The 17,756-nt window shown below is 68.9% G+C and carries 18 protein-coding genes; 15 read left to right on the forward strand and 3 right to left on the reverse strand.

Annotated features, from left to right (window positions below):
• Window positions 1-199: 199 nt before the first annotated feature.
• The 3 genes from BUB20358_RS14225 to BUB20358_RS14235 are packed head-to-tail and all read left to right on the forward strand — an operon-like array spanning window position 200 to window position 3,099.
• Entirely contained in the window at window positions 200-1,159 is a 960-nt protein-coding gene (locus BUB20358_RS14225; RefSeq protein WP_006763166.1) for a complex I NDUFA9 subunit family protein, read from the forward strand.
• 54 nt (window positions 1,160-1,213) lie between these two features.
• The gene (locus BUB20358_RS14230) at window positions 1,214-1,861 is read left to right on the forward strand and encodes a glutathione S-transferase family protein (protein ID WP_006763167.1); all 648 of its coding nucleotides are present in this window, start codon (window positions 1,214-1,216) and stop codon (window positions 1,859-1,861) included.
• Window positions 1,858-3,099: a multifunctional CCA addition/repair protein gene (locus tag BUB20358_RS14235; RefSeq protein ID WP_006763168.1), complete on the forward strand. Its 1,242-nt coding sequence runs from the start codon at window positions 1,858-1,860 to the stop codon at window positions 3,097-3,099. Before BUB20358_RS14230 ends, BUB20358_RS14235 begins: the two co-directional genes overlap by 4 nt.
• A gap of 125 nt (window positions 3,100-3,224) precedes the next feature.
• Here BUB20358_RS14235 and BUB20358_RS14240 read toward each other — a convergent pair whose 3' ends face one another.
• The 3 genes from BUB20358_RS14240 to flgA all read right to left on the reverse strand — a co-directional run bounded on the left by BUB20358_RS14240 (window position 3,225) and on the right by flgA (window position 5,482).
• Complete coding sequence (locus tag BUB20358_RS14240) at window positions 3,225-3,665, reverse strand: flagella synthesis protein FlgN (RefSeq protein WP_006763169.1); 441 nt, start codon at window positions 3,663-3,665, stop codon at window positions 3,225-3,227.
• A gap of 85 nt (window positions 3,666-3,750) precedes the next feature.
• Window positions 3,751-4,083 carry a flagellar biosynthesis anti-sigma factor FlgM gene (gene flgM, locus BUB20358_RS14245; RefSeq protein WP_006763170.1) on the reverse strand — a complete coding sequence of 111 codons (333 nt, stop codon included), beginning with the start codon at window positions 4,081-4,083 and terminating at the stop codon, window positions 3,751-3,753.
• Window positions 4,084-4,201: 118 nt separating this feature from the next.
• The gene (flgA, locus tag BUB20358_RS14250) at window positions 4,202-5,482 is read right to left on the reverse strand and encodes a flagellar basal body P-ring formation chaperone FlgA (RefSeq protein WP_035971584.1); all 1,281 of its coding nucleotides are present in this window, start codon (window positions 5,480-5,482) and stop codon (window positions 4,202-4,204) included.
• Window positions 5,483-5,686: 204 nt separating this feature from the next.
• On the opposite strand from flgA, the gene flgB reads away from it, so the two are divergent.
• From flgB to flgL, 12 genes are all read left to right on the forward strand, one after another.
• Window positions 5,687-6,178, forward strand: coding sequence for a flagellar basal body rod protein FlgB (gene flgB, locus BUB20358_RS14255; RefSeq protein WP_035971585.1), 492 nt, complete (start codon window positions 5,687-5,689; stop codon window positions 6,176-6,178).
• 36 nt (window positions 6,179-6,214) lie between these two features.
• Window positions 6,215-6,640: a flagellar basal body rod protein FlgC gene (flgC, locus tag BUB20358_RS14260; RefSeq protein WP_006763173.1), complete on the forward strand. Its 426-nt coding sequence runs from the start codon at window positions 6,215-6,217 to the stop codon at window positions 6,638-6,640.
• Between the two features lie 64 nt (window positions 6,641-6,704).
• On the forward strand, window positions 6,705-7,442 hold the full coding sequence (locus BUB20358_RS14265) for a flagellar hook assembly protein FlgD (protein ID WP_006763174.1): 738 nt from the start codon (window positions 6,705-6,707) through the stop codon (window positions 7,440-7,442).
• Between the two features lie 27 nt (window positions 7,443-7,469).
• A complete protein-coding gene (gene flgE / locus BUB20358_RS14270) occupies window positions 7,470-8,711 on the forward strand; it encodes a flagellar hook protein FlgE (protein ID WP_006763175.1) in 1,242 nt (413 codons plus the stop codon).
• Between the two features lie 20 nt (window positions 8,712-8,731).
• Window positions 8,732-9,490: a flagellar basal-body rod protein FlgF gene (flgF, locus tag BUB20358_RS14275; protein WP_006763176.1), complete on the forward strand. Its 759-nt coding sequence runs from the start codon at window positions 8,732-8,734 to the stop codon at window positions 9,488-9,490.
• Window positions 9,491-9,525: 35 nt separating this feature from the next.
• Complete coding sequence (gene flgG / locus BUB20358_RS14280) at window positions 9,526-10,314, forward strand: flagellar basal-body rod protein FlgG (RefSeq protein WP_006763177.1); 789 nt, start codon at window positions 9,526-9,528, stop codon at window positions 10,312-10,314.
• 20 nt (window positions 10,315-10,334) lie between these two features.
• The gene (gene flgH, locus BUB20358_RS14285) at window positions 10,335-11,051 is read left to right on the forward strand and encodes a flagellar basal body L-ring protein FlgH (protein ID WP_006763178.1); all 717 of its coding nucleotides are present in this window, start codon (window positions 10,335-10,337) and stop codon (window positions 11,049-11,051) included.
• Window positions 11,052-11,056: 5 nt separating this feature from the next.
• Window positions 11,057-12,241 carry a flagellar basal body P-ring protein FlgI gene (locus BUB20358_RS14290; protein ID WP_035973243.1) on the forward strand — a complete coding sequence of 395 codons (1,185 nt, stop codon included), beginning with the start codon at window positions 11,057-11,059 and terminating at the stop codon, window positions 12,239-12,241.
• Window positions 12,241-13,209 (forward strand): flagellar assembly peptidoglycan hydrolase FlgJ, encoded by a 969-nt coding sequence (gene flgJ / locus BUB20358_RS14295; protein ID WP_006763180.1) that lies wholly within the window; start codon window positions 12,241-12,243, stop codon window positions 13,207-13,209. Before BUB20358_RS14290 ends, flgJ begins: the two co-directional genes overlap by 1 nt.
• A 220-nt stretch (window positions 13,210-13,429) precedes the next feature.
• A complete protein-coding gene (locus BUB20358_RS14300) occupies window positions 13,430-14,185 on the forward strand; it encodes a flagellar brake protein (protein ID WP_035971587.1) in 756 nt (251 codons plus the stop codon).
• Window positions 14,186-14,281: 96 nt separating this feature from the next.
• Complete coding sequence (flgK, locus tag BUB20358_RS14305; RefSeq protein WP_006763182.1) at window positions 14,282-16,249, forward strand: flagellar hook-associated protein FlgK; 1,968 nt, start codon at window positions 14,282-14,284, stop codon at window positions 16,247-16,249.
• 23 nt (window positions 16,250-16,272) lie between these two features.
• Window positions 16,273-17,514: a flagellar hook-associated protein FlgL gene (flgL, locus tag BUB20358_RS14310; protein WP_006763183.1), complete on the forward strand. Its 1,242-nt coding sequence runs from the start codon at window positions 16,273-16,275 to the stop codon at window positions 17,512-17,514.
• The last annotated feature ends 242 nt before the right edge of the window (window positions 17,515-17,756 follow it).

Raw genomic sequence — 17,756 nt, forward strand, 5'->3', positions numbered from 1 at the left:
CGTTCGCGCCGATGGCGCGGGTTTCGCCGAACAGCGAAGCGTCCGGAGCGGGCGGGCCGGCCGCAGTAACGGATTGCGGCGCGATGCGCGTCGCGAATGCGTCGCACATCGGCTTCGTCAGGATCGCGGCGCCGCGGGCGCTGCCGGCGCCGCGCGCAAGGCCGGTCGTCGGCATGAACAGTCGTAGGGAGTCGCCATCATGGATCGCCAGACCGTCGCGCTGCTGGGCGGCACCGGCTTCATCGGCAGCCGGCTCGTCAACGCGCTCGTCGACGCCGGCAAGCACGTGCGGATCGGCACGCGCCGGCGGGATCATGCGCGTCACCTGTCGATGCTGCCGGTCGAGATCGTCGAACTCGATGCGTTCGACACGCGCGCGCTCGCGCGCTTCGTCGCCGGCGCGCACGCTGCGGTCAACCTCGTCGGCGTGTTGCACGGCGGCCGCGGCACGCCGTACGGGCCGGGCTTCGAACGCGCGCACGTCGCGCTGCCCGGCGCGCTCGCCGCCGCGTGCGTCGAAGTCGGCGTGCGGCGCGTGCTGCACATGAGCGCGCTCGGCGCCGATTCGAACGGACCGAGCATGTACCAGCGCTCGAAGGGCGACGGCGAGGCGGCGCTGCATGCGGTCGCGGCGTCCGGTTCGCTCGCGCTGACGATCTTCCGGCCGTCGGTCGTGTTCGGGCCCGGCGACGCGTTCCTGAACACGTTCGCGACGCTGCAGCGCACGCTGCCGGTGCTGCCGCTCGCGATGCCCGACGCGCGCTTTCAGCCGGTGTTCGTCGGCGACGTCGTGCAGGCGTTCGTGAACACGCTCGATCTCGCGGCGTCGCACGGCAAGACTTACGAGCTCGGCGGTCCGACGGTCTACACGCTGGAGGCGCTCGTGCGCTATTGCGGCACGCTGGTCGGCCGGCAGGCACGCATCGTGCGGCTGCCCGACGCACTCGCGCGGCTGCAGGCGCGCGTATTCGAGTGCCTGCCCGGCGAGCCGGTGATCACGCGCGACAACCTCGCGTCGATGTCGGTGCCGAACGTGCTGTCCGGGCCGCTCGCGCCGGAACTCGGGATCTCGCCCGCGAGTCTCGAAAGCATCGCGCCCGCGTATCTCGGCGATGCCGCGCAACGCTCGCGCTTCGACTGGTTTCGTTCGCGCCGCTAGGCGCCACCGCGCCGCCGCCTTCCGTTTTTACTTTCGCGCTTTCGGAGCACCGACATGAAACTCGTCATTGGAGACAAGAACTACTCGTCGTGGTCGATGCGGCCGTGGCTGCTGCTCACGCATTTCGGCATCCCGTTCGACGAAATCGCGATCGAGCTGCGCCGCGACGACACGGCCGCGCGCATCCGCGAGTATTCGCCGTCAGGCAAGGTGCCGTGCCTGATCGACGATCACGGAATCGCGATCTGGGAATCGCTCGCGATCGCCGAGACGCTCGCCGAACGCTATCCGCAGTTTCCGATGTGGCCGGCCGATCCGATCCTGCGCGCGCGGGCGCGCTGCATTTCGGCCGAGATGCACGCGGGCTTCGCGGCGCTGCGTACGCAGATGGGGATGAACGTGCGCGCGTCGATGCCGGGCCGCGGCGCGACGCCCGACGCGCTCGCCGACGTCGCGCGGATCGACGCGCTGTGGAGCGAATGCATCGAGGCGTCGGGCGGGCCGTTCCTGTTCGGCGAATTCGGGATCGCCGACGCGATGTACGCGCCGGTCGTGATGCGCTTCAACACGTACGCGCCGCAGCTGTCGCCGGAAGCGGCCGGCTATGCGGCGCGCGTGACCGCGCTGCCGGCGGTGCAGCAGTGGATCGACGGCGCGCGGCGCGAAACCAACGTGATCGCCGAATACGAGCCGACGCCATGAACATCTACGCAGTGGGCGGAGCGATCCGCGACGAATTGCTCGGCGTGCCGGTGCAGGACCGCGACTACGTGGTGGTGGGCGCGACGCCCGAGCAGATGATTGCGCAGGGTTTTCGGCCGGTCGGCAAGGATTTCCCGGTGTTCCTGCATCCGGACACGCAGGAGGAATACGCGCTCGCGCGCACCGAGCGCAAGACGGCCGCCGGCTATCACGGGTTCCAGTTTCATTACGCGCCGGACGTGACGCTCGACGAGGATCTCGCGCGGCGCGACCTGACGATCAACGCGATGGCGCGCGAGGTGAGCCCCGACGGCGCGCTGATCGGGCCGGTGATCGATCCGTTCGACGGTCAGGCCGATCTGCGCGCGCGCGTGTTCCGGCACGTGAGCGACGCGTTCGTCGAGGATCCGGTGCGGATCCTGCGCGTCGCGCGCTTCGCTGCGCGCTTCGCGGACTTCACCGTCGCGGACGAAACGCGCGCGCTGATGCGGCGGATGGTCGACGCGGGCGAGGTCGATGCGCTGGTGCCCGAGCGCGTGTGGCAGGAAATCGCGCGCGGGCTGATGGAGGCGAAGCCGTCGCGGATGTTCGCGGTGCTGCGCGAATGCGGCGCGCTCACGCGCATCCTGCCCGAGGTCGATGCGCTGTGGGGTGTGCCGCAGCGCGCCGACTACCATCCGGAAGTCGATACCGGCGTGCACGTGATGATGGTCGTCGACTATGCGGCGAAGCAGGGCTATTCGCTGCCGGTGCGCTTCGCGGCGCTCACGCATGATCTCGGCAAGGCGACGACGCCCGCCGACGTGCTGCCGCGCCACATCGGCCACGAAGGTCGCAGCGTCGATCTGCTGAAACCGCTGTGCGAACGGCTGCGCGTGCCGAACGAATGCCGCGATCTCGCGCTCGTGGTCGCGCGCGAGCACGGCAATCTGCATCGCGTGATGGAAATGGGCGCGGCCGCGCTCGTGCGGCTGTTCGAGCGGGCGGATGCGATGCGCAAGCCCGCGCGTTTCGCGGAGATGCTGCAGGCGTGCGAGTCGGATGCGCGCGGGCGGCTCGGGCTCGACGCGCAGCCGTATCCGCAGGCCGAGCGGCTGCGCAAGGCGCTGGTCGCCGCGCGCAGCGTCGATGCGGGCGCGATCGCGCGCGGGATCGGCAACGATGCGACGCAGATCAAGGACGCGGTGCACCGCGCGCGGGTTCAGGCAGTCGCGCAGGCGCTGGCGATCGGCGAATAACGGAAGTTGCGGGACGTTATCGCGGCTTCGCGTGCGCGGCCCGCGAAGGGCTCGCAGAACGGCTTGCCGAAAGGCCGTGTGGAAGCGGCGTGTGCGCTTGGTCCGCGCGTCGGCGCGTCAACGCACTAACGCGTCAACGCCGACACACGCCCGTCCGGCCCGTAGACGCCGGCCGGCGCAGGCGCGGAGCGCAGCACCGCGAGCGCGCGTTCGTTGTAGTCCATCCGGATCCGGATCAGCATGCCGTTGTTCGCATTGGCCTGGCGCGCGCGTTCGGCGGCCTGCTGCAGCAGCTGCCAGCGGCCGGCGAGCCGCGCATCGCGTTCCGCGGCCTGATCCATGCCTTTCTTGCCGGCCGGAAAGCCGAGCGCGGACAGCTGCGTGTCGCGCGTGCGTTCGAGCTGCGCGAGCCGTTCGATCAGCGCGCTTTTCTTTTCGACGATCCCGGGCAGCATCTCGAGCGGTTCGGGCGTCGTCAGCGCCTTTTCCTCGTACGCGAGCAGGGACGCGAACGCTTCGACCGTCGCGTGTTCGTCATTGACCGTGGCAAGCAGCTCTTCTCTCATCGCATGATGCTCGTCGCGCCGGCGCGCGAAGCGGTGCGCCGGCAAACCGGGGGACCGGCCGGGGCCAGACGGGTCCCGGGCCGGCTCAGCTGCCCTGCGGGCGCTGCTGCTGCAGCAGCTCGCGGGCGGTATTCAATACGCCGTCGGCAATCCGGCTCGCGTCGATCGTCAGCGTGCCGTCGTTCAGCGCGTCCTTGATCGACTGGACCAGATTCGTGTCGATGTCCGCGTCGCCGGACGCGGACAGCGTCCGCAGCTGGCCGGACAGCCCCGACAGGTTCACGGTCGCGTCGCCGCCGGTCGATCCTGCGTCGGCCTGCGGCGCCGACGCGGTCGCGCCGGACTGCGCACGTACTGCGTCGCTGCCGGTGCCGGCCGGCTTGACGGGGCTCGGGTTCGGAGTGGAATCGATTTTCACGATGGGTTTCCTGTACGGTTTGACCCAGATAACGGCCGGGTCGGGCCGAACTTTAGCATCGTGCGCCCGAAATTCTCCGAATAAACAATTCTTTGCAATCTTGCGGCGGTATCCGTCCCTATAGCGGAATTTCCACCGTGCCGGCGTCCTTGACGATCGCGGTGACGATCTGGCCGGCCGACATCCGCACGCGGACCGACTGGCCCGGCGCCGCATTCGCGAGCGCGCTGCCTTCGGCCGAGATCGTGAAGCCGGCGCCGGCGGCGACGACCCGCACGGTCTGGCCCGCCGACACCGATGCCGCGCTCTTCAGCATGTCCTGCCGCAGCGGCAGTCCGGCCGAGATCCGTGCGAGCGCGGTCGCGCCGACGGCCTGTGCGGGATCGGTGATCACCGCGACCGGCAGCGTCGTCAGATCGCCGTCGCGCGCGACGAGATCGGCTGCGCTCAGCGGCTCGCCGGGCGCGATCTGCCGCGCGGCGACGTAGTAAGTGGCCTGCACCGCGACCTTCGCCTGCAGATAGACCGTCCACGGCCGGGCGCCCGCGCAGCGCACGCCGACCGTCGTGCGGCCCCACAGGCGCGCGCCGGTCGGCAGGAACGGCTCGAGCGTCGTGCATGCGGCGAGCCCGCGCGGAAACGCGGGCGAGACCGTCGCGGTCGTCTTGCCCGGCAGCCCGGCGATCTGCTGCTGCAGGAAGGCGAGCGCGGTACGGCGGATCGTGTCGGGGTCTTGCTGGCCGGGCGGCTGCGGTGCGGCGGTAGTGGCAGTCGAAGCGGTGGAAGCGGTGGAAGCGGTGGAAGCGGTCGCATCGGCGGTCGCTGCCGACGTGCGCGGTGCCGGCGCGGCCGACGCGGCGCCACGTGCGGCCGGCGTCGCCGTCGGCTGCCGTACGACATTCGCCGCGGGCATCGCGGGCGCGGACGCACCGGCGGCGACCGTCACGACGCCGGCCGGATCGGCGGCGCGCATCGTGCCGTCGCCGTTGCGCGTGTAGTCGTTCGCACGCGCCGCAGCCGTATAGCGAGCAGTCGGTCGACCCACGTTCGCGGCCGCGGTTGTGCCAGCCGCCTGCATCGCGAAGCCTGAGCCGGAGCCGGCTGCCGCGGTCGCCGCACCGCTCGCGTTCGGCATGTCGCGCACCACGCCGGCGGTACCGCTCGCGTTCTGCACGTCGCGCGCCGCGCCCGCGCCCGCGTTCCCCGCGAGCTGTCCGCCGCTCGCGGCATTCGCGTGCGCGAGCGCGCTTTCGGCCGTCTCGCCGCGTCCGGGAATCACGATCATCCCGTCGTCCGCGTGCGCGGCCGGCGTGCCGATCCACAGCGCCGCGACGAGCGCGAGCGCGCGGCCGGTGCGTTCGCGCCGTCCGGTTTCGCCGCGAAGTGCGCTGCGCGTCATGGCCGTGTCTCCGATCCGTTGATCCGCTTTGCATTCTAGGGAGCCGGTCCGTCGCGCAAACGATGAATAGAGGGGGGCTTTGCCGCGTTATTCATCCGATTGCCGGTTGCGGGCGCCGCCTACCATCGCTGTCATGGAAAAAAGCCTCTTGGGCCGCCGCGCGGCGCACGGGGCGTGCAGCGCTTCAACCGGAGAGACGCACACATGCTGGACAAACTCGATGCCGAATTCGCGTTCGGCCGACAGGCGCTCGACGTGCGCGCCTATCGGCAGGAACTGCTGTCGTCGAACATCGCGAACGCCGACACGCCCGGCTACCGCGCCCGCGACGTCGATTTCGCGTCGACGCTCGCGCGTTCGCTGAAGCAGGCGAACGGCGGGCTCGCGCCGAGCAACGCCGCGCAGCTGCCGATGACGCAGCCGGCCGGCGTGACGAGCGGCATGACGATGGCATCGACGGCGCCCGGCCACATGGCCGGCACGGTGAAGCTGATCCCGACCGGCGGCCCGGCCGACGATTACGGTCGCGCGCAATACCGGATGCCGCTGCAGCCGTCGCTCGACGGCAACACCGTCGACCTCGACGTCGAGCGCGTGCAGTTCGCGAACAACGCGCTGCACTACGAAACCGGGATGACCGTGATGACCCAGCAGATCAAGGCGATGATCGCCGCGATCACGACGAACAACGCATAAGCGCGTACCGCTTTCGGACCCGCACAAGGAGCCTCCATGCCTTCGTTGATGAACATCTTCGGCGTCGCCGGTTCGGCGCTGTCCGCGCAATCGCAGCGCCTGAACGTCACCGCGTCGAACCTCGCGAACGCGGACAGCGCGACCGGCCCCGACGGCAAGCCGTACAAGGCCAAGCAGGTCGTGTTCGCGACCGATCCGATGGGCGGCGCGCGCACCGCGTCGGGCCAGGGCGTCGGCGGCGTGCGCGTGACCAAGGTGATCGACGATCCGTCGCCGATGAAGTCGACGTACGACCCGGCGAATCCGGCCGCCGACGAGAACGGCTACGTGCAGATGCCGAACGTCGATCCCGTGCAGGAGATGGTGAACATGATCTCGGCGTCGCGCTCGTACCAAGCCAACGTCGAGACGCTGAACACCGCGAAGCAGCTGATGCTGAAGACGCTGACGATCGGCTCGTGAGCCGCGCGCCGATCGCTCCCATCGACCCGACAGTTCCGACAGTCCCGACACAAGGCCAGACAGGATGACATCCACCAACACGACGATCGGCGGCAACGGCACGAACGTATCGACGCTGCCGACCGACACGATGAACACCAACAACGTGTCGACCAACGGCACGTCGGCGAGCGACCTGCAGGCGACGTTCCTGAAGCTGCTCGTCACGCAGCTGCAGAACCAGGATCCGACGAGCCCGGTCGACAGCTCGCAGATGACGTCGCAGCTCGCGCAGATCAACACGGTGAGCGGCATCGCGCAGCTGAACACGTCGCTCACGTCGCTGTCGACCCAGCTCGCGGCCGGCCAGCAGACGCAGGCCGCGCTGCTGATCGGCTCGAACGTGCTCGCGCCGGGCAACGGCGTCGCGGTGAAGGGCGGTGCGGCGTCGCCGTTCGGCGTGTCGCTGCCGAACGACGTGTCGAACCTGACGATCACCGTGAAGAACGACGCGGGCGTCGTGGTCAACACGATCAACGCGGGCAAGCAGTCGGCCGGCACCGTGCCGTTCAACTGGACGCCGACCGACGCGGCCGGCAACACGCTGCCCGACGGCAAGTACACGGTCAGCGCGCAGTACACGGGCAGCGACGGCAAGACGTATGCGCCGACCGTGCTCGCGGCCGCGCAAGTCCAGAGCGTGATCAAGCAGGCAGACGGCACGGCGGGGCTCGTGCTGTCGAACGGCACGACGGTGGGGCTCACCCAGGTCGCGTCGATCTTCCCGAACACCGCGACGTCCGGCGGCACCACCACCAACTGATCCAGCTTTCTCGAAACGGAGACCGAAATGGGTTATCAACAGGGTCTGAGCGGCCTCGCGGGCGCATCCAGCGCGCTCGACGTGATCGGCAACAACATCGCGAACGCGAATACGGTCGGCTTCAAGTCGAGCACCGCGCAGTTCTCCGACATGTATGCGAATTCGATCGCGACGTCGGTGAACACGCAGATCGGGATCGGCACGACGCTCGCGTCGGTGCAGCAGCAGTTCGCGCAGGGCACGATCAACACGACGAACTCGTCGCTCGATGTCGCGATCAACGGCAACGGCTTCTTCCAGATGTCGAACAACGGCGTGATCACGTACACGCGCGACGGTACGTTCCAGCGCGACAAGAACGGCTACATCGTCAACTCGCAGGGCATGAACCTGATGGGCTACGCAGCCGGCGCGAACGGCGTGATCAACACCGCGCAGACCGTGCCGCTGCAGGCGCCGACCACCAACATCGCACCGACCGCGACGACCAAGATCACCGGCCAGTTCAACCTGAACTCGCAGGACAAGGTGCCGACCAAGACGCCGTTCGACCCGACCGACAACACGACGTACAACTACTCGACGTCGATCCAGGTGTACGACTCGCTCGGCGGCTCGCAGGCGGTCAACATGTACTTCGTGAAGTCGGCGGCCGGCACGTGGGAAGCGTACGCGGGCGTGCAGGGCGGCACGGCGACCGACCTCGGCACGATCACGTTCGACACGTCGGGCGCGATCTCGGGCACGACGCTGCCGGGCTCGACCACGCCGACGACGACGCTCGGCCAGTTCCAGTTCACGGTCCCGAACACGGACGGCTCGGCGACGCCGCAGAGCCTGACGCTCGACCTGACCGGCACCACGCAGTACGGCGGCAAGGACGGCGTGAACAACCTCGCGCAGAACGGCTATGCGAGCGGCACGCTGACGACGTACACGATCGGCGCGGACGGCAAGCTGACCGGCAACTACTCGAACGGGCAGACCGCCGTGCTTGGCCAGATCGCGATCGCGAACTTCAACAACCCGAACGGGCTCGTCGCGATCGGCGGCAACCAGTTCGTCGAGACGGCCGCGTCGGGCGTTCCGCAGATCTCCGCGCCGGGCAGCACGAACCACGGCACGCTGCAGGGCAGCGCGCTGGAGAACTCGAACGTCGACCTCACGTCGCAGCTCGTGAACCTGATCACCGCGCAGCGCAACTACCAGGCGAACGCGCAGACGATCAAGACGCAGCAGACCGTCGACCAGACGCTGATCAACCTGTAATGCGCGGATAACGGGCAGCCATGGACCGACTGATCTACACGGCGATGACGGGCGCGTCGCAGTCGCTCGACCAGCAGGCGATCGTCGCGAACAACCTCGCGAACGCGTCGACGACGGGCTTTCGCGCGCAGCTCGCGACCTACCGCGCGGTGCCGATGAATTTCGGCGACGGCAGCACGGTCGATCCGGCGACGACGCGCACGTACGTGCTCGCGTCGACGCCCGGCGCGGATTTCGCGCCGGGGCCGATCTCGCGCACCGGCAATCCGCTCGACGTCGCGGTGCAGGGGCCGGGCTGGCTGTCCGTGCAGCTGCCCGACGGCGGCGAGGCGTACACGCGCGCCGGCAACCTGCACGTCGACCAGAACGGGCAGCTCGTGAACGCGAGCAACCTGCCGGTGGTCGGCAACGGCGGCCCGATCTCCGTGCCGCCGAACGCGGAAGTGACGATCGGCAAGGACGGCACGGTGTCCGCGCTGATGCCAGGCGATCCGCCGACCGCGGTCGCGATCGTCGATCAGCTGAAGCTCGTCAATCCCGATCCGGCGACGCTCACGCGCGGCAACGACGGGCTGTTCCGCACCGCCGACGGCAATCCGGCCGACGCCGATCCGAACGTCGTCGTCGTGCCGAATTCGCTCGAAGGCAGCAACGTGAATCCGGTGAACGCGATGGTGTCGATGATCGACAACGCGCGTGCGTTCCAGCTTCAGTCGAAGCTGATCGAGACCGCGGACCAGAACGAACAGTCGGCGAACCAGCTGCTCAACTTCAGCTGAGCGGCCCGGCCCTCGCTACCAGGAGAAGATTCAACATGAACCGATCGCTCTACATCGCCGCCACCGGCATGAATGCGCAGCAGGCGCAGATGGACGTGATCTCGAACAACCTCGCGAACACCAGCACGAACGGCTTCAAGGCATCGCGCGCGGTGTTCGAGGATCTGCTGTACCAGACGATCCGCCAGCCCGGTGCGAACTCGACGCAGCAGACCGAGCTGCCGTCGGGGCTGCAGCTCGGCACCGGCGTGCAGCAGGTCGCGACCGAGCGCCTGTACACGCAGGGCGGCCTCACGCAGACCGGCAACTCGAAGGACGTCGCGATCAACGGCGCCGGCTTCTTCCAGGTGCTGATGCCGGACGGCACGAACGCGTACACGCGCGACGGCTCGTTCCAGACCAACGCGCAGGGTCAGCTCGTCACATCGAGCGGCTACCAGATCCTGCCGGCGATCACCGTCCCGCAGAACGCGACGTCGCTGACGATCGGCAAGGACGGCGTCGTGTCCGTCACGCAGCCGGGCTCGAACAACGCGGTGCAGATCGGCTCGCTGCAGATCGCGACGTTCATCAACCCGGCCGGCCTCGAGGCGAAGGGCGAGAACCTGTTCGCGGAGACGACGTCGTCGGGCGCGCCGAACGTGTCGCAGCCGGGGCTGAACGGCGCGGGCACGCTCAATCAGGGCTACGTCGAGGCGTCGAACGTGAACGTCGTGCAGGAGCTCGTCAACATGATCCAGACGCAGCGCGCGTACGAGATCAACAGCAAGGCCGTGACGACATCCGACCAGATGCTGCAGACCGTCACGCAGATGTCGCGCTGATCCGCCGGAAATTCGTTGCCATGAAGCAGGTCGTCCGTTCCGTTTCGCCGTACCCGAGCCGCCGCCGTGCGCCGGCCGGCACGCTCGCCGCGGCGCTCGTCGCGCTGGGCGCCGTCGCCGGCTGCGCGCAGATTCCGCGCGAGCCGATCATCCAGCAGCCGATGACCGCGCAGCCGCCGCTGCCGATGTCGATGCAGGCGCCCGGCTCGATCTACAACCCCGGCTACGCGGGCCGGCCGCTGTTCGAGGATCAGCGGCCGCGCAACATCGGCGACATCCTGACGATCGTGATCGCGGAGAACATCAACGCGACGAAGTCGTCGGGCGCGAACACGAACCGGCAGGGCAACACCGACTTCAACGTGCCGACGGCCGGTTTTCTCGGCGGGCTGTTCGCGAAGGCGAACCTGTCGGCCACGGGCAACAACAAGTTCGCGGCGACCGGCGGCGCGAGCGCGGCGAACACGTTCAACGGCACGATCACCGTGACCGTGACGAACGTGCTGCCGAACGGCAACCTCGTCGTCAGCGGCGAGAAGCAGATGCTGATCAACCAGGGCAACGAATTCGTGCGCTTCTCGGGCGTCGTCAATCCGAACACGATCTCGGGTTCGAACTCGGTCTACTCGACGCAGGTCGCCGACGCGCGGATCGAATACTCGGCGAAGGGCTACATCAACGAAGCCGAGACGATGGGCTGGCTGCAGCGCTTCTTCCTCAACATCGCGCCGTGGTGACGACGATGCACGACACCGTACTTCGCCGCCTGTCGTCCCGCGCGCATGCCGCCGTGCGGATCGCCGCCGCGCTCGCGGCCGTGGCCGCGGCCTGCATGACCGGCGCGGCGCCCGCGCACGCGGAGCGCCTGAAGGACCTCGCGCAGATCCAGGGCGTGCGCGACAACCCGCTGATCGGCTACGGCCTCGTCGTCGGCCTCGACGGCACCGGCGACCAGACGATGCAGACGCCGTTCACGACGCAGACGCTCGCGAACATGCTCGCGAACCTCGGCATCTCGATCAACAACGGGTCGGCCAACGGCGGCTCGTCCTCGCTGAACAACATGCAGCTGAAGAACGTCGCGGCCGTGATGGTGACCGCGACGCTGCCACCGTTCGCGCGGCCCGGCGAAGCGCTCGACGTGACGGTATCGTCGCTCGGCAACGCGAAGAGCCTGCGCGGCGGCACGCTGCTGCTCACGCCGCTGAAAGGCGCGGACGGGCAGGTGTATGCGCTCGCGCAGGGCAACATGGCGGTCGGCGGGGCCGGCGCGAGCGCGAACGGCAGCCGCGTGCAGGTGAACCAGCTGGCGGCCGGCCGGATCGTCGGCGGCGCGATCGTCGAGCGCGCGGTGCCGAACGCGGTCGCGCAGATGAACGGGATGCTGCAGCTGCAGCTGAACGACATGGACTACGGCACCGCGCAGCGGATCGTGTCCGCGGTGAACGCGAGCTTCGGCCCCGGCACCGCGACCGCGCTCGACGGCCGCACGATCCAGCTCGCCGCGCCCGCCGATTCCGCGCAGCAGGTCGCGTTCATGGCGCGCCTGCAGAATCTCGACGTGAGCCCGGACAAGGCCGCCGCCAAGGTGATCCTGAACGCGCGCACGGGCTCGATCGTGATGAACCAGATGGTCACGCTGCAGAGCTGCGCGGTCGCGCACGGCAATCTGTCGGTCGTCGTCAACACGCAGCCGGTGGTATCGCAGCCGGGACCGTTCTCGAACGGGCAGACGGTGGTCGCCCAGCAGTCGCAGATCCAGCTGAAGCAGGACAACGGCGCGCTGAAGATGGTGACGGCCGGCGCGAACCTGGCCGACGTCGTGAAGGCGCTGAACACGCTCGGCGCGACGCCGGCGGACCTGATGTCGATCCTGCAGGCGATGAAGGCGGCCGGCGCGCTGCGCGCGGACCTGGAGATCATCTGATGGCGAACGTCAACAACGCGAACGACCTGACCCAGCGCTTCGCGCTCGACGTGCAGGGTTTCGACGCGCTGCGCGCGCAGGTGAAGCAGTCGCCGCAGGCGGGCGCGAAGCTCGTCGCCGGCCAGTTCGACGCGATGTTCACGCAGATGATGCTCAAGAGCATGCGCGATGCGTCGCCGGACGGCGGGCTGTTCGATTCGCACACGTCGAAGATGTACACGTCGATGCTCGATCAGCAGCTCGCGCAGCAGATGTCGCGGCGCGGGATCGGCGTCGCCGACGCATTGATGAAGCAGCTGATGCGCAATGCGGGCCAGGGCGCCGGCGCCGACACGGCGGCCGAACTCGGCGCGGCGGGCCTCGGCACGTCCGGCAACGAAGGCGGCCTCGCGGCGATGAACGCGATGGCGAAGGCGTACGCGAACGCGGCCGGCAACAACGGCGCGCTCGGCGGCGCGCGCGGCTATTCGGCCGGCAGCGCGCTCACGCCGCCGCTGAAAGGCGCGAGCGGCGCGCCCGACGCCGATGCGTTCGTCGACCGGCTCGCCGGCCCCGCGCAGGCGGCGAGCGCGGCGACCGGCATTCCCGCACGCTTCATCGTCGGCCAGGCCGCGCTCGAATCGGGCTGGGGCAAGCGCGAGATCCGCGCGGCCGACGGCTCGACGAGCTACAACGTGTTCGGCATCAAGGCGAACAAGAGCTGGACCGGGCGTACCGTGTCGGCGATGACGACCGAGTACGTGAACGGCACGCCGCGGCGCGTCGTCGCGAAATTCCGCGCGTACGATTCGTACGAGCACGCGATGACCGACTACGCGAGCCTGCTGAAGAACAATCCGCGCTACGCGGGCGTGCTGAGCGCGAGCCGCAGCGTCGAAGGGTTCGCGCACGGGATGCAGAAGGCCGGTTACGCAACCGACCCGAATTACGCGAAAAAATTGATCTCGATCATGCAGCAGATCGGCTGACGGGCGCGCCGCCCGCTTTCCCGCCCCTTCCGGACCGCGCCCGGCCGCCCGCCGCGCGCGGTTTCAACGTTTGCGCAAAAAAAATCGCGAAATCGATCTAAACTTTCGGTCAGCAGTGCCGCTAAGTGTGAGAGACCTGCGACCGGGTCCGTGTTTTGGCCCGGTTTTTATTGCGTACCGGACGCCCCGGGCGCCCATGACAAGAACAGACCGGCTAGCCATGAATATCGAAACGTCGACGGACCTCAGCCAGGAGGCAGGCCATTCCGGGCCCGACTTTGCCCGCCGCAATCCGCTTGAGATCGGCGTGCAGTTGCGCAACCTCGTGAACCGCGGCGATTTCCTGACCGTCCAGTATCCGGGCGGGCAACTCGTCACGCGGCTGCTCGAAGTCGACGTCGGCGCGCGCACGTTCACGTTCGACTGGGGCGCGCTGTCCGAGCAGAACGCGGACATCCTCGGCGCGTCGCACTGCACGTTTTCGGCCGCGCCCGAAGGCGTGCGCGTCGAATTCACGACCGGCACGCCGCGCGAGACGCGCTACGAGGGGCTGCCGGCGTTCGTCGCCGATTTCCCCGACGTGCTCGTCTGCATCCAGCGCCGCGAATATTTCCGCGTCGACGCGCCGGTCGTCGATCCGTTCCTGTGCCGCGGCGAGCTGCCCGACGGCGAGCGCTTCGTGTTCGAAGTGCACAACCTGTCGCTCGGCGGCGTCGGGCTGCGCACCGCGGACGAGCGCGTCGCAGCGCTCGAGATCGGCACGCTGCTGCCCGGCGCCGAACTGGAACTGACCGGCCACGGCAAGCTGTCGCTCGATCTGCAGCTCGTGTCGCAGCGGGCGACGCAGATGCCGAACGGGTCGCGGCGCTATCAGCTCGGCTTTCGCTTCATGTCGCTGCCCGGCAGCGCCGAAAACACGCTGCAGCGGCTGATCACGCAGCTCGAGATGAAACGCCGCTCGCTCGCGCGCGCGTAGCGCGCTTTTTTCCCTCAATTTTTCCGATCCGCGGCCGTTATACCGGGAGTCACGCAACCCGGCGGCCGCAGCGCGGCCGGCTCATCAGGATCGCGCATGTCCAACACTCTCATGAACCTCGGCGTCAGCGGCCTCAATGCCGCGCTCTGGGGCCTCACGACGACCGGTCAGAACATCAGCAACGCCGCGACGCCCGGCTACTCGGTCGAGCGTCCCGTCTTCGCGGAAGCGAGCGGCCAGTACACGTCGAGCGGCTACCTGCCGCAGGGCGTCAACACCGTCACCGTGCAGCGGCAGTACAGCCAGTACCTGAGCGACCAGCTGAACGGCGCGCAGTCGCAGGGCGGCGCGCTGTCCACGTGGTATTCGCTCGTCGCGCAGCTGAACAACTACATCGGCAGCCCGACGGCCGGTATTTCGACCGCGATCACGAATTACTTCACCGGGCTGCAGAACGTCGCGAACAACGCGTCCGATCCGTCGGTGCGGCAGACGGCGATCAGCAACGGCCAGATCCTCGCCGACCAGCTGAACGCGGCCGGCCAGCAGTACGACGCGCTGCGCCAGAGCGTGAACACGCAGCTGACGAACACCGTATCGCAGATCAACACGTACACCGCGCAGATCGCGCAGCTGAACCAGCAGATCAAGGCGGCGAGCAGCCAGGGGCAGCCGCCGAACCAGCTGATGGACCAGCGCGATCTCGCGGTGTCGAACCTGTCGAGCCTCGCCGGCGTGCAGGTCGTGCGCAACGACGACGGCTACAGCGTGTTTCTCGCGGGCGGCCAGCCGCTCGTCGTCGCGGACAAGAGCTACCAGCTCGCGACCGTCACGTCGTCGTCCGATCCGAGCGAGCTGACCGTCGTGTCGCAGGGCATCGCCGGCGCGAACCCGCCGGGGCCGAACCAGACGCTGCCCGATGCGTCGCTGTCGGGTGGCACGCTCGGCGGGCTGCTCGCGTTCCGCAGCCAGACGCTCGACCCGGCGCAGGCGCAGCTCGGCGCGATCGCGGTCAGCTTCGCCGCGCAGGTCAATGCGCAGAACGGGCTCGGCATCGATCTGGCCGGCCAGCCGGGCGGCAGCCTGTTCACGACGCCTGCGCCGGCTACCTACGCGAAGCAGGGGAACACCGGCAACGCGGTGCTCGCGGTGTCGTTCGCCGACGCGACGAAGCCGCCGACGAGCGATTACACGCTGTCGTTCGACGGCACGAACTACACGCTCGCGGACCGCACGAGCGGCGCGGTGATCGGCACGTCGACGGCGATGCCCGGTTCGATCGGCGGGCTGAATTTCTCCTTCTCGTCCGGCTCGATGCAACCCGGCGATCAGTTCGCCGTGCTGCCGACGCGCGGCGCGCTGAGCGGCTTCGGCCTCGCGACGACGAGCGGCTCGGCGATCGCGGCGGCGTCGCCCGTCGTCGTATCGGCGTCGGGCACGAACCTCGGCACCGGCAAGATCGTGCAGGGCGGCGTGACGGCCGGCTACCAGATTCCGACGACGAAACTCACCTACGACGCGGCCACCAAGACGCTGTCCGGCTTTCCGGCCGGCACGACGGTGACGATCGCCGGCACGCCGCCGACGACGGTGACGATCAGCAACCCGACCGATCCGGTGCCGTACGACCCGACGGCGGGCGCGAAGATGACGATGTCGGGCACGATGAACGGCGTGACCGTCACGCTGTCGGGCACGCCGTCGAACGGCGACTCGTTCACGATCGGGCCGTATGCGGGCGGCACCAGCGACGGCTCGAACGCGCTCGCGCTGTCGCAGCTCGTCAACGCGAAGTCGCTCGGCGGCGGCACGACGACGCTCACCGGCGCGTATGCGAGCTACGTGAACGGCGTCGGCAACACGGCGAGCCAGCTGAAGTCGTCGAGCGCCGCGCAGACCGCGCTCGTCGGCCAGATCACGACCGCCCAGCAGTCGGTGTCGGGCGTGAACCAGAACGAGGAAGCGGCGAACCTGATGCAGTACCAGCAGTACTACCAGGCGAACGCGAAGGTGATCCAGACGGCGGCGACGCTGTTCCAGACCGTGCTCGGCCTGTTCGGCTGAACGAATTCCAGGGGATAGAAGCGATGCGGATTTCCAGCGCCCAGTTCTTCCAGATGAACGTCGCGCAGATGAACGATCAGCAGGCGCAGCTCGCGCAGCTGTATCAGCAGATCTCGAGCGGCGTGAGCCTGCAGACGCCGGCCGACAATCCGGTCGGCGCCGCGCAGGCCGTGCAGCTGTCGATGACGTCGGCGACGCTGTCGCAGTACGCGACCAACCAGAATGCGGCGCTCACGTCGCTGCAGGCCGAGGATCAGGCGCTGCAGAGCGTGAGCAGCGTGCTGACGAGCGTGCAGACGCTGGTGGTGCGCGCGGGCGACGGTTCGCTGTCCGACAGCGACCGCTCGGCGCTCGCGACGCAGCTGCAGGGCTACCGCGACCAGCTGATGACGCTCGGCAACTCGAACGACGGCGCCGGCAACTACCTGTTCGCCGGGCTGAACAACTCGACGGCGCCGTTTACGACGAGCGCGAACGGCAGCGTCAGCTACATCGGCGATTCGGGCACGCGCAACGTGCAGATCTCGGATACGAGCACCGTGTCGCAGGGCGACACGGGCGCGGCCGTGTTCATGTCGGTACCGTCGCTCGGCAGCGCGCCGGTGCCGGCGGCCGGCGCGGCGAACACGGGTACCGGCACGATCGGCGCGGTCACGGTGACGACGCCGTCGGTCGCGACGAACGCGCACCAGTTCACGATCACGTTCGGCGGCACGCCCGCCGCGCCGACCTACACGGTTACCGACAACTCGGCGACGCCGCCGACCACGACGCCCGCGCAGGCCTACACGGCCGGCTCCGCGATCGCGCTCGGCAGCGGGATGACGGTCGCGGTGTCGGGCACGCCGGCGGCCGGCGACACGTTCTCCGTCGCGCCGGGTCCGCAGGCGAGTGGCGGCGCGGACGTGTTCTCGACGCTCGACTCGATGATCGCCGCGCTGAAGACGCCGGTGACCGCGAATCCGGTCGCGTCCGCCGCGCTGACGAACGCGCTGATGACCGGCTCGACGAAGCTCGGCAACACGATGCGCAACGTGACGACGATCCAGGCGTCGGTCGGCGGCCGCGAGCAGGAAGTGAAGGCGATGCAGGCGGTCAACCAGACCAACTCGCTGCAGACCACCAGCAACCTGACCGACCTCACCAGCACGAACATGGTCTCGACGATCAGCCAGTACCTGCAGGTGCAGAACGCGCTGACGGGTGCACAGAAGGCGTACGTGCAGCTGCAGAACCTGTCGCTGTTCCAGTACATCAACCCGTAACGGCCGGGTCCGGCGTGTACGCGGCGCCGACGCGACGTGAGCGTTCGCTTGCATCGCGCGGCGCCGCGGTCGGTTCGGACGGGGCCGGCGGTTGCGGCGCGGCATGCAGCCCGCAACCCGTAGCTCCTGGCTCCCCACGCCGCACGCAATGCCGGGACGGCCGCGCGCGGCGGTCTTCATCGCGGCGCCGCAGCGCGCCCGCGCTTGCCAGCCCCATTTCCGCTCCGTAAACTCGCGCCAGT

It is taken from the genome of Burkholderia dolosa (genome assembly GCF_902499135.1).
Lineage (GTDB): Bacteria > Pseudomonadota > Gammaproteobacteria > Burkholderiales > Burkholderiaceae > Burkholderia > Burkholderia dolosa.